This is a genomic window from Iodobacter arcticus (assembly GCF_042664895.1).
In the GTDB taxonomy this organism is placed as follows: domain Bacteria; phylum Pseudomonadota; class Gammaproteobacteria; order Burkholderiales; family Chitinibacteraceae; genus Iodobacter; species Iodobacter arcticus.
In genome coordinates this window covers 120,409-142,248 of the sequence record NZ_JBHTBQ010000012.1, presented here as the reverse complement: position 1 = coordinate 142,248, position 21,840 = coordinate 120,409, and the positions used below count along the sequence as shown (strand labels likewise).

Genomic DNA, 21,840 nt, shown 5'->3' with positions numbered 1-21,840 from the left:
CACTCGTTGCGTGAACTTCGTGTTTATTGACCGCGGGCAATGGCATGCAGCCTTGCTACGCGCTCGGTTGTTTGCGGGTGGGTACGAAATAAATTGGATAATCCACCGCCAATCAGCGGGTTGATAATCATCATTTGTGCGGTTTCGGGGTGGGCATCCGCAGCGTGCATGGGAATACCCTGTGCGTAGGCCTCAATTTTTTGTAAGGCGTCGGCCAATGCCAGTGGATCGCCAGAAATACGTGCGCCACCTGCATCGGCTTCAAATTCACGGGCGCGCGAAATGGCCATTTGGATCAGCGACGCCGCAATCGGCGCCAAAATAGCCAGCGCGATGCTCGCAATCGGGTTCATTGACCGGCCATTGGCATCTCGCCCACCGAAAAACATTGCAAAGTTGGCGAGCGCTGAAATGGCACCAGCCATGGTGGCTGAAATGGTTGAAAGTAAAATATCCCGGTGCTGAACGTGCGCTAGCTCGTGCGCCATCACGCCGCGTAATTCGCGGTAAGAAAGCACCCGCATAATGCCACTTGTTGCCGCTACGGCTGCATTTTCTGGGTTGCGGCCGGTAGCAAAGGCATTGGGCTGGTCTTCATCAATGACATACACTTTAGGCATAGGCAGGCCCGCGTTTCTGGCCAGCTCTTCCACCATGGCATAGAGCTCGGGTGCACTATGGGCGTCAACTGGGTGAGCGTTGTACATACGCAACACCATTTTGTCAGAATTCCAATATGCCCACACATTCATTCCACCGCCCAAAAGCAGCGCCAGCAGCATGCCGCTCATGCCTCCGATCATGCCGCCTATCATGGCAAAGAGGGCGATAATCCCCGCCATTAGAATGCTTGTTTTTAGCCAGTTATTCATTGCGTACCCAAGTAAATCAAATTGATTCTCTATCAGATCGTTGTTTTTTAAGAAAATTCAATCTCTATATCGTACTTATTCAAAACCAGCGGCGCACATGGCGATACAGGCTTTATCTGAAGCTTAAGGTGCTGTGGCTGTGTTACGGATGCAGTAATATTTACTCCCCCAGCTTTAGCCCTGCTTCAACCCCGTTCCCGGCTAAAAACGCCGCTGCCGCAACGCGTTTACTGCCTGCTTTTTGTAGCTCAGTAATGCGTAGCGATCCGCTGCCACACGCGACGAGCAGCCCGTCTTTATCTGCCGCAAGCACCGTACCCGGCGTGCCACTGTCTTGGCTGATGGTGGCTTGCCAGATTTTCAGCGCCTGCCCGGCCAGTAAAGTTTGAGCCGAAGGAAACGGATTAAAGGCACGAATCATTTGATCGAGTTCGACCGCTGATTTTTGCCAATTAATTTGCGACTCTTCTCTCTTTAGCTTATCCGCGTAAGTGACGCCAATTTCTGGTTGCACTTGGCGCGTTTGCTGAAGCTTAGGTAAATCTGCCAGTGCGGCTACAAGGGCCGCTGCACCTTGCTCTGCCAGCTTGTCGTGCAGGCTGGCGGTGGTGTCGTGTGCCTCAATAGGCGTGCGATGGATAGATAGCATATCGCCGGTATCTAGCCCCGCATCCATTTGCATAATGGTAATGCCTGTCTCGGTGTCCCCGGCCAAAATGGCGCGGTGAATCGGTGCAGCACCACGCCAGCGCGGCAAGAGCGAGCCATGAATATTGAGGCAGCCCAGCTTAGGCAGATCAAGTACGGCTTGCGGCAAAATAATACCGTAAGCGGCTACAATCATTACGTCAGCCGCTATGGCTGCCAATGGGGCTTGTTGCTCAGGCGTACGCAACTTTTCTGGCTGATAAACGTTGATGCCATGCTGCTCTGCCAGTATTTTTACCGGAGATGCACTTAGCTTCATTCCGCGGCCAGCAGGGCGATCGGGTTGAGTTAAAACCAGAGCAATTTCATGCCCCGCCGCGATGAGTGCTTGTAAAGCACAAGCGGCAAAGTCCGGCGTACCGGCAAAGATGATTTTCATTTTTTAAAAGCCACAGTGTGCGGCTATCCAGCCTGAGGCCCTGTCCCTGTGACAACACGGCATCTCAGGCTTGAAAGCCACTGGGTGATGAGTTACATGGTTTTACGCTGATTTTTTTTAAGTTTTTGCACAATACGGCTCAGTTTTAATTTTGAGAGCTTTTCTACAAAAACTTTACCGTCCAGATGATCTAATTCATGCTGGATGCAAATCGCGAGCAAACCATCGGCGGCCAATTCAAAAACCTGGCCCTTGCTATCAAAGGCCCTGACCTTTACTCGCTCGGCGCGTTCTACTTCTTCGTAGATGCCAGGCACAGAAAGGCAGCCCTCTTCCCACATGGTTTTTCCATCCATCGTCATGATTTCAGGATTAATCAGCGCCATTAGGCTATTTTTCTCTTCAGAGATATCGATAACAACAACGCGCTCATGAACGTTGACTTGCGTTGCCGCTAAGCCGATCCCTGGAGCCGCGTACATGGTTTCACTCATGTCGCGAACTAGCTGCTGTAAGCGATCATCGAATACCGTAACAGGCTTTGCAATGGTGTAGAGCCTATCATCGGGGTAGTGCAGAATATTTAGAATGGCCATAGTAGTCTGTGCAAGTAAGAACTGTGATTGCTACAAGCAATTTTCTTGCTAGTAGCTGTAAAATATGCAGTAATCAACATAAACATGTTCCGAAAAACTGATGTAAGCACTCGGCTAGCATCTTTTTCGGCGGAGAGAAATCGCCATCATGCGAAAAACAATTATATCGCTACTTTGGGCAAGCGTACTTTTATCTGGCACTGCAGTTGCAGATAGTCTTGCAATGCAGGATAACGCGCCTGATCGTTATGTGGTGGTAAAAGGCGATACGCTTTGGGGTATCTCAGGCCATTTTTTGAAGCAGCCTTGGCGTTGGCCAGAAATCTGGCAGCTCAATAAAACGGATATTAAAAACCCGCACTGGATTTATCCGGGTGATGTGGTCTTGCTTGATAAAAGCAGTGGCGAGCCGCGTCTGCGCTTGCTTAAGAACGAAAAAACAGCTTCGGGTTCTGCTTCTGGCAAGATGTCGCCGCGTATTCGATCGACTTCTTTAGGTGATGGTGCAACGCCTAGTATTCCCTTATCGGCAATATCACCTTTTCTGAATAAACCCTTGGTAATCGATAGCGAAACCTTCGCTGCCGCGCCGCGTGTTGCTGCTGGCCCGGATGAGCGTGTGATTTTTGCCAGTGGCGACAAGGTCTATGCCGTTGGTTTAGTCGGTGAAGTAGGGGACAACTGGCAGGTATTCCGGGATGGCAAAAACTTAATCGATCCAGATGATCCGGATAGAAAACGAGTGATTGGCCATCAGGTGGAGTATTTGGGTGATGCTCGTTTAGAAGTCACAGGGGACGTAGCAACATTGCGTCTGACGTCTTCCAAAGAAGAAATTCTGGTGGGCAATCGTTTGATTCGCGCCAATGAAGCACCTTTTGTAAATTATGTGCCTCATGTGCCCGAGCAGCCGGTGAGCGGCCGGATTGTTTCTTCTTATGCCGGTGTGGCTGAAGCGGGCCCATTAACAACGGTAGTGATTAACCGTGGCTCAGAGCATGGTGTTGATGTGGGCAGCGTGTTTTTTAATTACAAAGCGGGCCGCTTAATTCGTAAAGAGAGCAGCAGCGAGCCTGATCGTTACACACCAATAGAAAAAAACGGTAATTTGTTTATTTACCGTGTTTTCCCCGGTTTTGCTTATGGCCTCGTGCTCGATAGCACGCGAGCGGTGAATGTGGGTGACGAGGTGAAAACGCCTTGATGAGCGAGGATGAAGTGCGGCTTTGGCTGCGCTTCACCACGATTACTAAAGTGGGGCCAAGAAAGCAGATTGCGCTCTTGACCCGCTTTAAAACGCCCGAAGCAGTGTTTACTGCTACGCCAGCAGAGCTCGCTGAGGTGTTGAGCACGCCCGCATTAGACGCTTGGCTGGATGGCCTTGATCTTGAAGAAACCATCCAGCAAACCCTCGCTTGGCAGCAAGAAGCAGGCAATACCTTGCTCTGCCTTGGTGATGCGGCTTATCCGCCCCGGCTTTTAGATTTACCTGATGCGCCAACCTTGTTGTACGTAAAAGGGCGCTTAGAATTATTAACCATGCCTGCGCTCTCTGTTGTGGGTAGCCGTAATGCCACCCCTCAGGGTCTAGACAATGCAGAGCAATTTGCCCGCTGCTTTAGTGAAGCAGGGCTGACCATTGTGAGTGGCCTTGCGGCAGGCATTGATGCTGCGGCACATCGCGGTGGATTGGCGGCAGCTTCGTCTACGATTGCCGTAGTCGGCACAGGTTTAGATCGGGTTTATCCCGCCAGTAACCGTGAGTTAGCCCATCAGATTGCCAGCGATGGTGTCATTATCTCTGAGCTGGCTTTGGGTAGTCCACCCAAGGCGGATCATTTTCCAAGGCGGAACCGAATGATCGCCGCTCTGGGGCTGGGATGCTTGGTGGTAGAGGCTACCGTAGGCAGTGGCTCCTTGATAACTGCCAAACAGGCCGCAGATATAGGCAGAGAAGTGTTGGCAATTCCCGGCTCTATCCATTCACCATTGGCACGGGGGTGTCATCAGCTGATCAAGCAGGGCGCTAAATTAGTTGAGTCAGCAGAAGATGTTTTATCTGAGCTGAGCTGGACGAGTTCTGTGCAAGCACCAAGCAAGCAACGCGCATCAAAAAGCAGTCCTTTTTTACAAAATATGGGCTTCGATCCTGTGGATATTGAGACATTGTCACAGCGCAGCGGCTTGACGACAGACAGGCTATCCGCGATGCTGTTGACCTTGGAGCTTGAAGGTTGCATTGTCGCCCTGCCCGGTAGTCGCTATCAGCGGATTGCCTGAGTAGGGCGTAAGTATTTTGAGATTCCTTTTAAAGGAAGTGCCCTTCTCGTTATTCCACTCGATTTCCTGCTATATCCATAGAGCTTATTTTTTTATCTATGGATAGGCAAAATGCCGTGAGATGCGCTGCCTTTAGCGATAGTCAGTGATGTGTTTTTTGTGATTTAAACTTTTGTAAAAACAAAGGTTTACCGCCATAAACGGATACGCTGCTTGCTACTGGGACAGTCCTTTAATTTATATATAAACGTGCCGGGGACCCATGCCCGCAAATCTATTGATTGTCGAATCGCCGTCTAAGGCGAAAACGCTGCTGAAGTATCTTGGTAAGGATTTCCAGATCCTTGCTTCCTATGGTCACGTCCGTGGTTTGGTCAGAAAGGACGGCTCGGTAGACACCGAGAATGACTTCAAAATGAAGTACCAAGTCATCGAGCGCAATAAAAAACATGTCGATGCGCTGGTTGCTGCCGTAAAAGAATCGACTAACATCTTTCTGGCAACTGACCCGGATCGCGAAGGTGAAGCGATTTCCTGGCATATCATGGAAATCTTGCGCTCTAAAAAGTTGCTGACGGCGAGTCGCACTTTTAAGCGTGTGGTGTTCCATGAAATTACCGAAACCGCCGTGCTCAATGCTGTGGCTAACCCACGTGATATCGATAACGATCTCGTGAATGCACAGCAAGCACGTAGCGCGCTGGATTATCTGGTTGGCTTTAATTTATCCCCACTGCTTTGGCGCAAAGTGCGTTCTGGCCTATCGGCTGGCCGCGTACAAAGCCCGGCACTGCGCCTGATTTGCGAGCGTGAGATCGAGATTCGTGCGTTTACGTCGCAAGAATACTGGTCGGTACACCTCGATACTCATCAAGGCCGCAGCAAGTTTGGTGCAAAGCTCACCCAGTGGCAGGGCAAAAAGCTTGAGCAATTTGATATCCCGGATACGGGCACGCAAGAGAGCATTCTGAATGCGCTGAGCGGCCAGAGTGCTGAGATTCAATCGGTAGAAAAGAAAAAGAAATCGCGTAGTGCTGCTGCGCCGTTTACAACCTCTACCTTGCAACAAGAAGCCGTGCGTAAGCTGGGTATGACTACTGATCGCGCCATGCGTACAGCTCAGCAGTTGTATGAAGGGATGAGTATCGGCGGCGAAACCGTCGGTTTGATTACCTATATGCGTACTGACTCGGTGGCCTTGGCCAATGATGCGCTGGATGAAATCCGTGCGTATATTGGCGAGAAATTTGAGAAAGAATACCTGCCTAATGCGCCGGTTGTTTTCAAAAATAAAGCCAAAAATGCCCAGGAAGCACACGAAGCGATTCGCCCAACTTCGATTTATCGCTCGCCAGATGAAGTGAAAGCCTACCTAACGGCCGATCAATTTAAGCTGTATCAAATGATCTGGAAGCGCACCTTAGCCAGCCAGATTGCTGCGGCCAAGTTTGATACCGTGGCGGTTGATATTGCTGTTGGCCCGGACGCTATCTTCCGCGCTACCGGCCAAACTTTGGTATTCCCCGGCTTTATTGCGGTTTACCAGGAAGATACCGATGATGAGGAAGAAGAAGACGAAGCGCGTCTGCCGGTACTGAATGTGGGTGACAAGCTGCCGGTAGATAAGCTATCTGGTGAGCAACACTTTACCCAGCCGCCACCGCGCTTTACTGAAGCATCTTTGGTTAAATCTTTGGAAGAGTTCGGTATTGGTCGCCCGTCTACTTACGCGTCGACCATTAAAACGCTGAAAGATCGCGAGTATGTGATTCTTGATAAAAAGCGTTTTACTCCGACCGATACCGGCGAAGTGGTGAATAAATTCCTGACTGAGCATTTTACCCAGTATGTGGATTACAACTTCACCGCCAAGCTAGAAGACAAGCTCGATGAGATTTCCACCGGTAAACGCGATTGGATTCCGGTGCTGGCTGATTTCTGGAAAGGCTTTCATAAGCAATGCGAAGAAAAAGCAGGCTTATCGCGTAAAGAAGTCACCCAGGAAGAAATGGACGAAGACTGTCCAAAATGTGGCGTGGCAAAGCTCGCGATTCGCTTAGGCAAGCGTGGCCGCTTTATTGGCTGCACCACTTATCCGGAATGCGATTACACCCGTAATCTGGGGGATGATGCCGATACTGCACCTACTGAGCCGGAAGTCGTACCGGATCGCACCTGCCCTAAATGCGAATCAGCATTGCATATCAAGGTAGGGCGTTATGGTAAGTTTATTGGCTGTTCAGCCTATCCGAAGTGTAAGCATATCGAGCCACTTGAAAAACCACGCGATACCGGTGTGGAGTGCCCGGAATGTAAAAAAGGTAGCCTGATCGAAAGAAAGAGTCGCTATGGCAAGCTCTTTTACTCGTGCAATACCTACCCGGATTGCAAATACGCCACTTGGAATCCACCGATTGCCGAGGCTTGCCCGCAATGTAAATGGCCAGTGATGACGATTAAAGTCACCAAGCGTCGGGGCACTGAGAAGGTTTGTCCGCAAAAAGAGTGCGGCTATGTTGAAGTAATTGAAGGACCCGCGCCAAAAGCTGAAAAAGCCGAGGCGGAGTAAGGTGTTGGGGTGGGCTTGATGCTCACCCTGAATACTTTTGTAGGGCGGGAATAACCCGCAGCTTAGTTTCAGAGCCCCCGGGGTAGCATTTCGGGGCGCTCTTCAAAAGAGGTTTGCCGTGCAGCGCAATGTATTATCTGATCCTGATTTCGAACTTCGGAGCGAGCTTGGGTTGTTGCAAACTTATTTTGAAGCTTTTGACAGCATGGTCGCCGCTTTGCTGGACACCGGCAGAGAAGGCATGCTGGATGCTTTACATATCTTGGCTGAAGCCTCTAAAAGCAGTGCGGCGTGTTTTTATTTAAATACGCCAGACAATCAGGCTGCGCATTTAGTGTCGGCCTGGCGGGATCCCGATACCCGTTTAGCTGATTTTACCCCTGATCCTTGCCGCTCTCTCGATTACAGCGCTTATCCCTTGCTGGCAGACACGCTGGCTGTAGGTATGATGCTGAGTAAATCCCTCTTAGAATTACCCCTTGCTGAACAAATGTTGATGGCACAAATTGGCGTGCGTCAGTTGCTGTGTATTCCCCTGCTTGAGAAGGGAGAACCATTTGGTTTTCTGTGCTTTTTAAATGACACAGAAGTACAACGCAGCCGTAGCGAGCTAAGGCTTTTAGCCATGCTGAGCAATCATGTGGCTCAGGCTTTAGTGAAGCAGCGGGTTGAGCAAGAGCTGCTCTGCAATCAGCAGCGCTTACGTGCTTTGGTGGGCGTACTGCAAGATATGGTGTTTGAGTGTAATCAGCAGGGGGTGATTATCAGTGTATGGTCTGGCCACCCTGATTTGCCATCCGCTGAAATGTTGCAGGGACGGGCAATTATCAGTGTACTGCCCTATGAGCTGGCTTCCGAGCTGGTGCATTATTTGCCGCGTATTTTAAAAAATAAAGAAAGCGCCCAGTTTAATTGCACGGTACAAACGCCGAATGGCCCTGTTTATTTGCTTATACGGCTGCAGCCTGTGCAAGCGCCTAATGGGCAAAACCATGCGGTTGCTCTGGTGCATGATGTGACTGTACTGATGCTTGAAGATGCGCAGCGTAAAACCATGCTGGATACGCTGAACTTGCTTGAAGAGGCGGTGATTGATTTATCACCCACAGGCGAGTTGGTGCGCACCACGCCTGCTTGGGCCAAATTACGCGCACTTGATTTACGAGAAGTTGCCAGCGATTTGGGCCAGCCCTTATTTGCCTGGGTTCATCCCAATGATGGTCTTGCAATGGTCGAGGCCTTATCAAAAATACTAAAAACCACAGAGCCTGTTACCCAGCGTTTCAGGCTGGTGCAAGCCAATGGCGAGCATATGTGGGTGGAGGCTAGGTTGATTGCCCACCGTACCCCTGATGGTTTGTTGTCTGCTATCCGTGGTGTGCTGCGCGATGTCACTATCACTCACTTAAACGAGCAGCATATTACCCAGCTGGCGCTTTATGATTCGCTAACTAAATTGCCTAATCGCTTGATGCTCGATAGCGAAATTCATAGCGCGATTGATCGAGCACGGGTGGAAAACACCAAAGTGGCCCTGGGCTTTATCGATCTGGATCACTTTAAGCAAATCAATGATGCCTTTGGCCATCAGATTGGTGATGAATTACTGGTGAATGTGGCAAGGCAGCTGGCAGGTGTTTTACGTGAAAATGACGTATTAGCACGCTGGGGCGGTGATGAGTTTGTGATTTTAATGCCCGATCTAACTGATTTAAACGTCATGAGAGAGCTTGCAGATCGCCTACGCACCGCAGCAAGGCAGGGGGTAACCATTGATGGCATGGAAACCCAGCCTACTATTTCGCTAGGGTTTGCGGTTTTCCCCGACAACGCCGAATCGGGCGAAGAATTACTATCCGCCGCCGATCACACCATGTATCACGCCAAACATACTGGCCGGAATAATGTCTGTTTTTACAGCGATATTGTGCATTTAAAAGCGCTTGGGCGTGAGCATGTGGCGATTCAATCGCGTCTTTCAACGGCGATTCGTAATAATCGTTTGCAAGTGTTTTATCAGCCGATTGTGGATGCCAGAACCGGAGAGGTGATCTCGGTTGAAGCGCTTGCCCGTTGGCAGGACGAGCAAAGTGGCTGGATTAGCCCCGAGCTGTTTATCCCTATGGCCGAGAAAGTCGGTTTGATCCAGGAGCTGTCTGAGCTTGTGATTCAGCAAAGTTTTTCTAAATTACGCGAATGGCGTGATGCAGGTTTAACGCAAAAGCTGATGATTAATATCTCGCGTAGCCAGCTGTTTCAGCCGCAGTTTGTGACTCAGCTTAATGAAAGGCTGATGCAACACCGTTTGCGCGCCGAGGATGTAATTCTTGAAATCACTGAATCAGTGGCCCTCACCGATTACTCGCGCCAGCTGCGGCATTTACGCCAGCTGAACGCCTCGGGCTTTGAAATTGCGATTGATGATTTTGGCACTGGCTATTCATCGCTTTCCCAACTGCATGAAATGCCCGCGCAAATGATTAAAATTGATGTGTCTTTTGCCCTGCGTCTGCATACCGAAGATGGCCGCCGGATTATGCAAGCTATCGTGCAACTTGGCTTAGGGCTTGGGCTGGAAATTGTGGTGGAAGGCGTGGAAAACCTTGAAACGGCGCGCTTTTTACAGGGCTTAGGCGTGCAACGGATGCAAGGCTTCTACTTTAGCGAGGCCGTGCCCAGCGGTGTGGCCGAGCTTTGGATGAGGTTGGGCTTGCAGGCAAAGATTTAGCGAGGGAAGTCTTTAATTAAATAATGTGCAATTTTGTAAAAAGCCGCCTCTTTTTTCTAAAGAGGCGGTTTTTTATTTAGCGAATACTGTGTTTAAGCTGCTGACCTTGATTTGCGATTAAGTAGCCGCCTAATCCCGTTCCGATGATGCTAAGTAGCAAAAGATAATAGCTGGGGGCCAGCACATCGTATTTAATCCAGAAGGATAAAATCACCGGCGTAAGCCCGCCTGCAAAGGCATAGGCCACATTATAAGAAAAAGACAAACCGCTAAAGCGGATCGCTGCGGGGAAGGCTTTAATCATTAAGAGTGGCACTGCGCCAACAATGCCCACGGTAAATCCCATCAGCGGATAGAGCAGGGCGAGCTGGCTCGTGTCATGGCTCATCGTGTGATAAAACGCGTAGCTGCTGCTGCCTAGCAAGATGCTGCCGATCAGGATGGTCAGGCCAGTGCCTAGTTTGTCTGCTGCCCATCCTGCCACCACACAACCCAAACTCAGCGCCACGATGGCGTAGCAATTGGCCCGTAAGGCATCCACAGGCAATACTGCAAATTGCTTTTGTAAGTAAGCCGGCGTCATCAAAATAGCAACCACAATCGCCACCGCAAGTAAAAAGGTGGCCAGCATAGAAACAGCAATGCTGAGGCGATGATCACGCAATACTTTTTTTAGCGGCAGCTCGTCAGCAAGATGCTTTTTAGCCTGCAGCTCTAAAAAAACCGGCGTTTCATGCAGCCATTTGCGTAAATACATGGCGACCAAGCCAAATACACCGCCAATTAAGAAGGGCACACGCCAAGCCCATGCTTCCAGCTCGGCTGGGCTAAACAGGCTATTCATCGTCATAGCAATTAACGCGCCTAATAAAATACCCAGAGTTAGCCCGGAAGTAATCATGCTGCAGGCCAGCCCTGTATGGCGCTCGGGCGCATGTTCGGCTACAAACACCCATGCACCGGGCACTTCGCCACCAATCGCCGCACCTTGCAAAATACGCAAAGCAAGCAGGCATAGAGGGGCCCAGATGCCGATTTGCTGATAGGTGGGCAGTAAGCCAATCATCAGCGTGGGCAGGGCCATCATCAAAATACTGAGGGTGAACATTTTTTTGCGGCCCAGCAAATCACCAAAATGCGCCATCGCAATGCCACCCAGCGGGCGTGCCAGATAGCCTGCGGCAAAAATACTAAAGGTCTGAACCTGCCTGAGTGCATCAGGCATATCAGGAGGGAAAAAGAGCTTGCTTAAAACAACGGTGAAAAATACAAAAATAATAAAATCGTAAAACTCTAAGGCACCACCAAGTGATGCCAAGCCCAAGGTTTTATAGTCCTGCCTATTTAAAGGCCGAGCCGCGAAGGCATTTCCCTGCTGAATTGGATCTCTCATTCAATATTCTCTTATGTATCTGATTTGGCAGAAAACTTCTGTTTTCTCGAGATTACTGGAGGAGATATGGTCAAGCAAGATTTATTGTAAGCTGGTTGGATATCTGTACCGTTTGGTGTAGAACATTTTTGCCCGCGCGGGGGCATAAAATGGTGTTCTCTGTACTTGGCTTACGGCAACAACTCCACCATCACCTGCCTGCTATCGCTCCTGCCATGATCGTCCACCACGCTAAGCTGATGCCAGCCACCCGCTTGTGGCCGCCATGCTAGGCCGCTGGATTTTGCGCTGCCCAGATAAATCTGATTATCAAACCAGTAGAGCTGCTCACTGCTGGCGGCGGCTTGCAGGGGGATGGTTTCGTCGGGTTTGGATAGGCGTAAGGTGTAGCTGAGGCCTGCTAGCGGTGAGCTGATTTTGGGTGCTTCGCCAAGGCTGGCCATGCCGCTGCAATCGAGATGCGGAGGTTTGCGGCGGGGGACGCCTGCTTCTTTAAACAGCCTTGCCATATCGCTGCTCCAAAATTCAAAAACTTCTGTTTTGGTATGGGCTGGATCGTAAGGCGGGCAGACGGCGAGGCCGCTGCGGGTGTCGATGTGTACTTGCTGATGCAGGCTGCTGACGCGGATAGGCGATTTGCCAGGGATAAACCATGTGCTGCTTTGCTGCGGACAATAAGTATTGGGTAGGTCGCCGCTGGCGGTGCAGATATTGATACGCTTTAAGCCCATCGGTGTACTGCGTGGCTGTGGTTTATCGGCGGGTTTTGCTAAGGCCAGTGCATCGCTGATGCGAAAGAACAGCGGTGCTGCGGCTTCCAGCCCGATCAGCGCCGGATTACCTTGCCCATCAAAATTGCCCAGCCAGACCACCAGCACATAGGGGCCAACTACGCCTGCTGTCCAGGCATCGCGAAATCCCCAAGAGGTGCCGGTTTTAAACGCCACCGGCCAAGCATTGCTACCGCCATCTGGCCGCGGATTTTTGCTCAGCATATCCAGCGCCAGCCAGCTGGCTTCCGGGCTAAGCAAGACTTCGCCGCGAGGCTTTGGGCTTTCTTTTAAGTAGCGCAGCGGCTTTAAGCGGCCCTCATTCATCAGCATGGTGTAAAGCCCGGCCAGCTCGACCATGCTGACTTCACCACCGCCCAGCACCAGCGCCAGCCCGTAGTGATTTTCTGATTTCAGCTTACTAATGCCTGCCAGCTGCAAAAAATCGTAAAAGCTGGGGTTTTTAAGCTGGCTGGCCAGCCACACGGCGGGGATATTGCGGCTTTTGATCAGTGCTTCGGTGGCGCTTAAGGGGCCGACAAAGCGCCCGTCAAAGTTTTCTGGCTGATAAGGGCCAAAGGCGCTGGGCGTGTCGCGCAAAATACTTTGCGGGTGAATCACGCCCTGATCCAGCCCCAGCGCGTAAATAAATGGTTTTAAAGTGGAACCCGGTGAGCGTTTGGCCTCGGTGCCATTCACCTGTCCGGCAATGCTGGCGTTGAAATAATCCGCCGAGCCAACTAAGGCGCGTACCGATTGATCTCGCGTATCGACCAGCATGGCGCTGGCGTTCACAATGCCACGCGTGCCGCTTTGTGCCAGATATTGGCGGATTTGTTTTTCCAGCAGGGTTTGCAATTGCAGATCGAGCGTGGTGTGGTGCGTGCTTTGCTCGGGCGAATCGGCCAGCCTTTGTTCTACCCAGTGCGGCGCACGGAATGGCAGTTGCTCGAGGCGCTTTACCGGCAGCGGCAGGGTCATTAGGCGGATTTGCTCTGGGCTAACGGTGTAGCGCTTTTGCCAGCGTTGCCACAAGCGCTGACGAGCCTCGGTGAGCGATGTGCCGCTGCCCAATCGTTGATTAGGCTGCTGTGGAATTACCGCGAGAGTTAGGCTTTCTGGCAGGGTGAGCGCTTTGGCGGGCTTACCAAAATAGGCAAGGCTGGCCGCTGCCGCGCCTTCAATATTTCTACCGTAGGGAGCGAGGTTTAAATAGGCCTCTAAAATATCGTGCTTGCTATAACGCGCCTCCAGCCACAGCGCCAAGCCAATTTGCCTGAGCTTGCCGCCGGGGCTTTTGGTATTGAGCCGATATTTAAGCCGTGCTAATTGCATCGTCAGCGTAGAAGCCCCTTGCTTAGCCCCGCCACCATAAGTGGCCGTAATAGCACGAAGCAGTGAGATGGGGTTAATTCCAAGGTGGTAGTAAAACCAGCGGTCTTCCTGCAATTTAAGCGCGTCTATCAGCGTGGGGGAGAAGTCCTCCAGCGGCAGCCACAGCCGGTAGCGCTGATCGGGTGCAAGGGTTAGCCGCAGCAACTTGCCATCTTGCGCCAACACGGCAGTCGATCCAGCAACGGCCAGCGATTCATGCGGCCACAGGCGGATCAACACCAGCGGGCTGAGGATCAGCAGGGCAAGGATGAAGCGTTTGAAGAGCCGATGTTTCAACAAGCGGTGTTTCCTGCTTTAAAAACCTAAGGTCTGTGGGCATAGAGATCTCTGAGAACACAGAGAAAACCGTAAGGGTATAAATATCTACACACAATAGGCGGTACTTCAGTACTGCAGCTTCCCCCTTTGTAAAAGGGGGATTGAGGGGGATTTGCTGTGGCTTGCTGCCTTGTTGTAAAGGTATGCAATGTTAAATCCCCCCTAGCCCCCCTTTTTCAAAGGGGGGAACAAGTGCATCAACATTGATGTAGACACTTATCGCGTAAGCCAAGCTACGAATGCTTGGTTTTCTCCGTGTGCTCTGTGTTCTCCCTGCTCTCTGTGTCTACAGAACTTTTCCGCAGTAGATTTGCAAATCAGCCACTCGTAACTCGTACCTGCCCGGCGCATAGATTATTGATTTCTTCTAGCAGTGCTGTGGTTTTGTCTTGGGCGAGTTGCAGTTGTAAATAGGCTTCGATATTGCTGTAGTGCACGCCTAAGACAAGGCCTTCGTTTTGGGCGACGAAGCGGCGGATGCGGCCTTCGTCTGCGAAGGGTAGGGCGATTTCGATATTGTTTTGGGCGACGCTGATGATGTATTCGGCATTCAGCAGAGCAGTGGCGATGGCGTCGGTGTAGGCGCGGGTTAGCCCGCCAGCGCCCAACTTTATGCCGCCAAAATAGCGCACTACCACGCCTAGTACGCCTTCTAAATGCTTGTGCTGCAAGACATTCATAATCGGCTTGGCCGCTGTGCCCGATGGCTCGCCATCGTCATTCATCCCCGATTCACCGCCCGCCAGTAAAGCCCAGCAAACATGCCGCGCTTCGGGGTGTTGCGTCCAATATCCATCGACCAAGGCCAGCGCCTCAGCGCGGCCGCTCACAGGGTGGATATGGGCAATAAAGCGGCTTTTTTTAATGATGATTTCTGCGGAAACGGCAGTGGCAAGGGATGTAGTCATGGGTGAATGTGGTAGGGCGCACTCGAAGCTCTGCGTGCAACTCGAAGAGTTGTTCAGCGAAAGCGCAGTGCGCCATGCAGATCAGGATTAGAGTGTAATAGTTTAGCTGATCCGTGGTTTGTTTGGCGTATTGCATGGGTGGTCATTTTTTGGGGGGGATTGGTTTGGATTGGCTGGCTTGGCGCACTGCGCTTCGCTTCGAGTGCGCCCTACGAATTACCCACTCCCAACTCCCCAACATCAAGGCTTCACAATCTCCAGCTTTCCAGCCACGCCACGGCCTTGTTGTTTGCTGTACATGCCTTCTGCGTAAGGCGCAGGGCTGGTGAATAGGCCAGCGTGGGTGGCGCGTAGGCGGTAGACGAAGGTGGCGGCGTCTTTGCTGATGCTGCCGTACAGCACGATTCTGTCGTCGCGCATATCGAGGTAATCCGGCCGCCAGTTTGATTGTTTTTCACCCAGAGGCGCTTGCCACGTCGGGCGTTGTGGCGCTTCTCCCTCGCCTTCTCCCTCTATCACTTCTGGCGTTTCTTCTTTAGGCGATGGCACGATTTCTACGCCGCCGGGAAGCAGCTCGACAATCGCCATTTGTGAGGCGGCCTGATCTGCGCGCAGGCGCAGGCGGACTAAAAACTCTTCGCCTATCTTCACCTTGCTGATTACTTTACCGGTGAGGTCCGTGTATTCACGGATTACTTCCACGCCTTGCTTAATGGGGCTGCTTGGCGGGGTTTTATCAAAGCCCGATTCGCTGAGCAGATAAAAGCCGGGCAGTGCGCCTTCTTTGCCGAAGCGGGCGCGGTGGGCGCTGGTGGATAGCGCGGCGCTGTTTTCCAGCTTACTAACCTTGCCGCTTTTATCGACTTCGGCCAGCGTAAATGTGCCGGCATTGCCACCGTAGGCCTCAAGGCCCAGCATCAGATAGGCCGCAGACAGCGAGTGGTAGTTTTGGCTGCTGATGGCCTTGCCTAATTCGCTGAGCTCGCTGGCAGGCACGCTGCTCAGCTGCTCTTTAAAGTGGCGGGCCAGCAAATAGAGGCGTTGTGCATCGTGCACGGTAGGGTCGTAATAGGTTTCGGCCTGATTATTTTTACCAATCAAGCGCCACGGCACGGCTTTAAATAATTTATTCGCCAAGGCATCTTGTTTGAGCAGCTTGTAGCTGGCGGCTAAGTAGGCGGCGGTCAGATCTTGCTGCCAAGTCTTGGCGTGATGCGCGTCCAGCTCCTGTTGCAAGGAGGCGATCATGCCGCTGGTCATGGTGCCTTGGCGGCTGAGGAGGTAGATCGCGTAGGCACGCTCTCTGGCCTCGGCCAGATTTTGGCTGCTGCCGGTGGCCAGTTGCTCCAGCCAGGCATTGCTTCTGGCTAGCATATCGCGGCTAACCGGCAGGCCGCGCTCTGAGGCTTCCAGCAGATAATGCACGGCGTACACCGATGCAAAGCGCGAGATATCGGGATTGCTGGCCCAGAGGCCAAAGCTGCCGTCGTCATTTTGCCGCTCGGCAAGAGTCTGGATCAGCTTGCTAAACGCAGCCTGCGTTTTGGCTCTGTCCAGATTTGGGAGTAGCAGGGCGGGGAAGCCCTTGCTAATGACCTGCTCGGTGCAGCTATAGCCGTAGCCATCCAGATAGCTGGCCAAACCCTGAGCCCAAACCAAGGGTGAACCCGCCACGCCAGCGATCACCTTGCGGTGCTCGTTAAACAGCACACGGCTGAGTGCGACCTCCTCGCTACTCTTATCAAAGCGCCCGACAGTCAGCTTGGTGGAATAAGGCACGGCCGGGCGGATGCTGACGGCATCCCGGGCAATGCCTTGCTTACCACCGCTGCTGGCGGTAAAGCGCAGCGAGCCAGAGCCGAGCACTGCGTTGGCTTTCAGGCGGAACTCGGCATTGGCCTCGCGCTGCCCGTCTATGCTCAGGTTTTGCAGCGCTGGTGAGATCAGCGTAAAGGCGGCATCGGCGTCCAGCTTTAGTTGCACCGCGGCCTTGCCAGGTGCGCGCAGATTATTAAACACGCCCACGCTGACGGTGAATTCGTCGCCGGGGGCCAAGGCATAAGGCACGTTCGGGCTAAGAATTAAATCGCCGCGCACCTGCGTGCCGCCTTCAAATACACCGATTTTATCCGCCGTTACCGCCACGGCCATCAATCGTAATTTGCCGTTAAAAGTATCCGGCACGGTATAGCTCAGCGTTTTGCCCTGCGGCCCCACGTCGATCAGCCCGGACCACCACGCCACGGCAGGCTGGCGTTTACGTTTAAACGGATTCAGGTGCTTGCCCAGCGCTCCTGCGGCATCCCCTCCCGGCGCAGCGCCTTGCATCAGGCGCGAGAATTCCGGCAGGATCAAGTCCAGAATCTGGCTGGTGCGTACATCCAAAGCGCGTTTCTGGAAGAAGAAATCCAGTGGTTGAGGCGTTTTATAACGCGCCACTTGCAAGATGCCTTCATCTACTGCAAACACCACCACGCGGGCATCCTGATTGCTGGATACTTTAAGCTCCAGCTTTTGCCCCGGCTTCACTTCTTTGGCGTTGGCGATTTTTACATCCAAGCGCCTTGCGTCTAAATTCACCGCAAACGGCACTACGCCGTAAGAAAGCGGGCTCATATAGACTTCATCGCTGCTTGGGCTGCGGATAAATTGCACTGATATATAGCCATTGCCTTCAAAGTCTTTAGGCAGGGTAATTCTTTGTACCGAGCTAGTTGTGTCGGCCTTAAACCAAACGTGGCTATAGACTTTATCGCGCTCGATGGTGATCAGCCCTGCGCCGGTATAGGGCGCGCGGATATTGATCTCGATTTCGTCGCCGGGCTTGTAGTCTTTCTTGTTGAGCGTGAGTTGCAGCTCGGCATTGCGCTCTAAAGAGCGGGCAATATTGGCCGCGCCCACCACGGTGTATTCGATGCGGTTTAGCTCTGCGCCATCTGGCCCTCTCACCACCAGCGCAAAATCACCCGGCTCCGCTGTGGGCAGTGTCAGATTGCTGCCGCTGGCGGGCAGGCTGAGCGGCTTGCTATCGCGGTTAATTTCTTTTTTACGCGATTGATATTTGTAAGTTTCATCGGGTTGCTTTACCAGCACCGACACATATTTTCGCTCTACCCAGCTAAGGGTGAGCTGCTCTGCGGCGATCGGTTTAAGGTTGGGCGCAATCGCCAGCCAGTGCGCGGCGCGTTTGGCATTGCGCTGGATATATCCAAGCTCGCCATCGCTTTTTACCCCGACTAAATAGGGGGCGGATGAAACCAGCACGGCGCTTTCCGCCGCCACACCGCGGCCAGAGCCAGATTCAAAAGCGCGGGCAGTTAAATGCAGCTGATAGGTAGAGCGGGCAAAGCGCGCCAGATTAAGCGTTAGCTCGGCGTCCCCCTGATCGTTGCTGGTGGCCGACGGCAGGGCGTCTCTAAATGGCTCTTTCAACTGGCCCGCTTCGCTAAAGCGATATTGGGCAAAGGCCGCAAAGGCAGGCACGCTAGGCGTTAAGATCATTTCGCCTTCTACACGCCGCCCACCGGCTGGGCTGCCAAACAGATGCATGACTTTTACATTGGCCTTGATGTCTTCGGGCTTAATCCAGCCTTCTACCGGTGCATTGCTCAGCGTGGCGTTCACCTTCATGCGGTCAGGCTCGAATTCTTTGATCTTGATGCTGCCGCTGCCAATCTGTTCTCCGCGCTCTTTGCCTTTGACCAGATAAACGCCGATTTGGTAATCGCCGCTGGGCGAGGTTTCGCTGCTGGCAAAATCAATGCTGTCAAAGCCGCTGGCCGATAGCTTGATTTTGTCTTTTTTAACAGTTTGCCCACGTGGATCGGTGATTTCGATTTCCAGCGGCAAGCCTGCCAAAGAGCCTGCCCAGTTGGCGGTGCGGGTAATGCTGTGGATATAGGCGGTTTCGCCGGGGCGATACATGCCTCGGTCTGAAAACACAAAGCTGCTGAGCTGCTGCGCCGAAACGGCATTGGCTACGCCGCCAATATCAAAGCGCGATAGATTTAGCTGCCTGTCGTAGCGGTTGATCGGCAGAAACGACACATCCTCCCCAAGTTTCACCAGATACATCAGCGGCGCTTTTTCACGGGCTAAATCTTTAAGCGCAGGGAAATGAGCGCGGCCTAGTGCATCGGTCTGGCTGCTGGCAACGGTTTGCCCGTTGCGGCCGATCACCTCTACCGTGGCAGCAGCAATGGCGTCGCCGCTGGAGATCGATTGCACAAACACATCGTTGCTATTGTCCACCGCTGTTTTGGCGAGCACACCTAAATCAGAAACCAGAATAAAGCGGCTATCGCTCGGCTCGTCTTCACGGTTTTTAGGCGCTTTAGGATCAAAAGGCGTGAGTTTCAGCATAAATACGCCGCGACGGTTCCCGGTTTTATCGGCCAGATAGCGGGTGAGATCGATGCTGTCGTAATAAGGCTTGCCGGGATCGGTGGCGGGCAGGGTGCGCTCTTCTGTGAAGCGTTCTACCAAGGTATCTAAATACTGATCGGCAATTTCAGGTTTGGCAAAGTTGCCATTATTTTGGTCGACCAAATGATGCAACTGATTAGGCAGCAAGCGGCCTACTTCGATACGAACACCGCTGAGGCCACGCGCCACAAAGGCTACTTTTTTATCCGACGCCATAGAAAGCAGCGCGCCATTGGATAAGAGCTTGATCGCTTTGGGATAAGGCGCAACCTGAAACACCCGCGTCATCACCTTGCCAGACTGATAGCCACCAAAAGCCTGCACACCGGCATCCACTTGTAAAAACACCGAACGCCCAACGGGGGCAGAGAATTTCCAGCTATGCTGCGTGCCGTGTTCTTCTTCACCCGGCAGCGCTTTCAGCGGCAGGGCTTGGGTGAGCACGGCCTGCCCAACTTGGCTGGCACCCCATTGATACACGCCGCGCTGATCTTCTTTTGGCGTATTGGGCGGATATTCCGGCAGCAGCCAGGCACGTACTTTGCCTTTGAGCGCCGCTTCGGAAACTGGCACATTGCTGCTGAGCATCACCACTTGCTCTGGCTCGTAGCGCTCGTTATCGGCCAGCAGCATTTGTACCTTATCAAAGCGCAGGCTGTAGAGGCCGGGTACGCTGATTTTGCTGATCAATTCTTCATCCAGTGCATTGCCGCCCTGCGCGGCTTGAGCGCCTTTGGCTAAGGTCAGCAGAATATCGCTGTCTTCTTTGGGCACGGTGAGCGGGGCGGAATGGATAAAGGCATTGAGCTTGGCTTTATCAAAGCTAATCGAATAAGGCGGAACCTTGTCGCTCTGATAGCCCAAACCGCCGCCTAGCTTCAGGCTGATGTTTTTCTGAATGCTGGTGGGGTCTACCGGATGGCTAAAGTGTAAGGTGGCGACCAGTTTTTTAAGATTTGCGTCGCGTGGGTCTTGGTAAAAGCGCGATTCGGCCACATTGGAGGCAAAGGGCGCGGTCTTAAAGGTAAAGCTGTATTCCTCTAGCTTTACGCTTTCGGCAAAGAGCTTTTTCTTAGCGAGCGACACTTCAAACTCGGCATCAATCGGCCAGTCGGCCTTGGGGCGGAACACCAGTTTTCTATCGCCTTCCCAAACCCAGCTTCCAGCCAGGGCTGGGGAGAGTTGCACGCCATCGCCTGCGGGCTGATCAATTTGCTTAAGTGGTGCTGCGGATTCGTTAAATTCCACCACCAAGGGCAAAGGCTGCGGCCGGTCTTTTTCATCATAAGGCGTGAGCGCGGGTGCGGTGACCACATAGCTTACCCGTTGCGGCTTAGGCTGAGCCTGATACCAGCGCCAACCCATCACTCCACCCGTTGCCATTAGGGCAAAAGCCAGCAGAGCAATCCCCGCCTGCTTGGGCTTGGCCCGCATCCAGCGAACGCCAGCCTCTAGCCACAGTGCTAACTTCTTGAGCCAAGTTGGCGCTTGCCAGTTCACCTCGCCAAATAGCAGCGTTAAAACCCAAGACGCCCCGCGAGATAAAAGCTGGAAAGCGGGCAAGCAAATCTGCAAGGCTTTGTTCATCATGGGGCTCGGCTAGGGGGCTGTGTGTTTTAACTTTGTATTGCTCGTGGGTTTCACCCCAATCCTATCAACTTAAGTGGCATTCGTAGGTTGGGTTAGCGGGTTTTATCGCGTAACCCAACATTTTGTTTACGCTTAAATGTTGGGTTACGCTGGTTTATCCGCCCCTAAAATAGGCGAATAAACCAGCTAACCCAACCTACAAAAGCGCCATTTCCCGTTGGTTTTGCTTAAGCTGATAGGATTGGGTTTCACTCGGCCTACAAAACTGCGCTTGATTTGCCAGCTCTTGAAATTGTATGAGCTAATCTATTGCCCTGCTTAGGAATGCGCTTTTTAAGGTAAAGAGTGTGCAAATTCGCCACTACTTGCATTCCACCCTGTGAAATTTGCAGTCTGCGCTAGCAAAACGGCAATCTGTCTTTCTGCCGTTTTCATTGATCTGCCATGGCGGCATACTGGGCTTATTCCAACTGAGGATATTGGACTTCGCGATGAAAAATATACTGATTGCAGTATTACTATTGGTGCTCGCAGTGTACTTGGGTGCAGATTTTCTTAATCAAAATATGAGCTTAAGTTTTAGCGGCGATGGGGATAATTGGCAATGGGCGAGTAGTGGTGCTGATATGCTGATTGCTATTCCCGTCTTACTGATTGTGGGCGCGATTCTATTTTTTGTATTTTCTGGCGTAGCCCTACTCATTTTAGCAATAGGCCTATTCGCCGTATTGGCCTGCCTATTGCCCGCGCTACTTTCATTGGCCGTGCCGGTATTGATGGTGTATTTGATTTATTTGCTGATTCGTAAAGAGAAGAGTGTGTAGGGCGGGTGCAACCCGCCAGATTTTGGCATGACATATTATGGAAAACGGCGGGTTGCACCCGCCCTACGTTTTATCAAGATAAAAA

Annotated in this window: 12 protein-coding genes; 5 read left to right on the top strand and 7 right to left on the bottom strand. The window is 52.2% G+C overall.

The features are described from left to right. Positions 1–23 precede the first annotated feature (23 nt). The 3 genes from htpX to def all read right to left on the bottom strand — a co-directional run bounded on the left by htpX (position 24) and on the right by def (position 2,555). Complete coding sequence (gene htpX, locus ACFQNF_RS07715; RefSeq protein ID WP_380187424.1) at positions 24–872, bottom strand: zinc metalloprotease HtpX; 849 nt, start codon at positions 870–872, stop codon at positions 24–26. 160 nt (positions 873–1,032) lie between these two features. Next, positions 1,033–1,959 carry a methionyl-tRNA formyltransferase gene (gene fmt / locus ACFQNF_RS07710; protein ID WP_380187423.1) on the bottom strand — a complete coding sequence of 309 codons (927 nt, stop codon included), beginning with the start codon at positions 1,957–1,959 and terminating at the stop codon, positions 1,033–1,035. Positions 1,960–2,051: 92 nt separating this feature from the next. Beyond that, positions 2,052–2,555: a peptide deformylase gene (def, locus tag ACFQNF_RS07705; protein WP_046352424.1), complete on the bottom strand. Its 504-nt coding sequence runs from the start codon at positions 2,553–2,555 to the stop codon at positions 2,052–2,054. Positions 2,556–2,703: 148 nt separating this feature from the next. Here def and ACFQNF_RS07700 point away from each other — a divergent pair, with 148 nt between their 5' ends. From ACFQNF_RS07700 to ACFQNF_RS07685, 4 genes are all read left to right on the top strand, one after another. Next, a complete protein-coding gene (locus ACFQNF_RS07700) occupies positions 2,704–3,759 on the top strand; it encodes a LysM peptidoglycan-binding domain-containing protein (RefSeq protein WP_380187422.1) in 1,056 nt (351 codons plus the stop codon). Beyond that, positions 3,759–4,835 (top strand): DNA-processing protein DprA, encoded by a 1,077-nt coding sequence (gene dprA, locus ACFQNF_RS07695; protein ID WP_380187421.1) that lies wholly within the window; start codon positions 3,759–3,761, stop codon positions 4,833–4,835. Before ACFQNF_RS07700 ends, dprA begins: the two co-directional genes overlap by 1 nt. A gap of 262 nt (positions 4,836–5,097) precedes the next feature. Then, entirely contained in the window at positions 5,098–7,404 is a 2,307-nt protein-coding gene (gene topA, locus ACFQNF_RS07690; RefSeq protein ID WP_046352421.1) for a type I DNA topoisomerase, read from the top strand. A 118-nt stretch (positions 7,405–7,522) separates the two neighbouring features. Continuing rightward, positions 7,523–10,132, top strand: a complete 2,610-nt coding sequence (locus ACFQNF_RS07685; protein ID WP_380187420.1) for an EAL domain-containing protein — start codon at positions 7,523–7,525, stop codon at positions 10,130–10,132. Between the two features lie 76 nt (positions 10,133–10,208). On the opposite strand, the gene ACFQNF_RS07680 is transcribed toward ACFQNF_RS07685, so the two are convergent. From ACFQNF_RS07680 to ACFQNF_RS07665, 4 genes are all read right to left on the bottom strand, one after another. Continuing rightward, the gene (locus tag ACFQNF_RS07680) at positions 10,209–11,525 is read right to left on the bottom strand and encodes an MFS transporter (protein ID WP_380187419.1); all 1,317 of its coding nucleotides are present in this window, start codon (positions 11,523–11,525) and stop codon (positions 10,209–10,211) included. 170 nt (positions 11,526–11,695) lie between these two features. Then, entirely contained in the window at positions 11,696–13,966 is a 2,271-nt protein-coding gene (gene pbpC / locus ACFQNF_RS07675; RefSeq protein WP_380187418.1) for a penicillin-binding protein 1C, read from the bottom strand. 359 nt (positions 13,967–14,325) lie between these two features. Further along, positions 14,326–14,916, bottom strand: coding sequence for an IMPACT family protein (locus ACFQNF_RS07670; protein ID WP_380187417.1), 591 nt, complete (start codon positions 14,914–14,916; stop codon positions 14,326–14,328). Positions 14,917–15,156: 240 nt separating this feature from the next. Next, positions 15,157–20,931 (bottom strand): alpha-2-macroglobulin family protein, encoded by a 5,775-nt coding sequence (locus tag ACFQNF_RS07665; RefSeq protein WP_380187416.1) that lies wholly within the window; start codon positions 20,929–20,931, stop codon positions 15,157–15,159. Between the two features lie 491 nt (positions 20,932–21,422). Between ACFQNF_RS07665 and ACFQNF_RS07660 the strand changes: the two genes are divergently transcribed. After that, positions 21,423–21,755: a hypothetical protein gene (locus tag ACFQNF_RS07660; protein ID WP_380187415.1), complete on the top strand. Its 333-nt coding sequence runs from the start codon at positions 21,423–21,425 to the stop codon at positions 21,753–21,755. Positions 21,756–21,840 lie beyond the last annotated feature (85 nt).

Excerpts from the sequence above, each read along its gene's own strand:
- topA (WP_046352421.1), top strand. The coding sequence starts at position 5,098 with ATGCCCGCAAATCTATTGATTGTCGAATCGCCGTCTAAGGCGAAAACG.
- fmt (WP_380187423.1), bottom strand. The coding sequence starts at position 1,959 with ATGAAAATCATCTTTGCCGGTACGCCGGACTTTGCCGCTTGTGCTTTA.
- ACFQNF_RS07700 (WP_380187422.1), top strand. The coding sequence starts at position 2,704 with ATGCGAAAAACAATTATATCGCTACTTTGGGCAAGCGTACTTTTATCT.
- htpX (WP_380187424.1), bottom strand. The coding sequence starts at position 872 with ATGAATAACTGGCTAAAAACAAGCATTCTAATGGCGGGGATTATCGCC.
- ACFQNF_RS07660 (WP_380187415.1), top strand. The coding sequence starts at position 21,423 with ATGAAAAATATACTGATTGCAGTATTACTATTGGTGCTCGCAGTGTAC.
- def (WP_046352424.1), bottom strand. The coding sequence starts at position 2,555 with ATGGCCATTCTAAATATTCTGCACTACCCCGATGATAGGCTCTACACC.
- dprA (WP_380187421.1), top strand. The coding sequence starts at position 3,759 with ATGAGCGAGGATGAAGTGCGGCTTTGGCTGCGCTTCACCACGATTACT.
- ACFQNF_RS07670 (WP_380187417.1), bottom strand. The coding sequence starts at position 14,916 with ATGACTACATCCCTTGCCACTGCCGTTTCCGCAGAAATCATCATTAAA.
- ACFQNF_RS07680 (WP_380187419.1), bottom strand. The coding sequence starts at position 11,525 with ATGAGAGATCCAATTCAGCAGGGAAATGCCTTCGCGGCTCGGCCTTTA.
- ACFQNF_RS07665 (WP_380187416.1), bottom strand. The coding sequence starts at position 20,931 with ATGATGAACAAAGCCTTGCAGATTTGCTTGCCCGCTTTCCAGCTTTTA.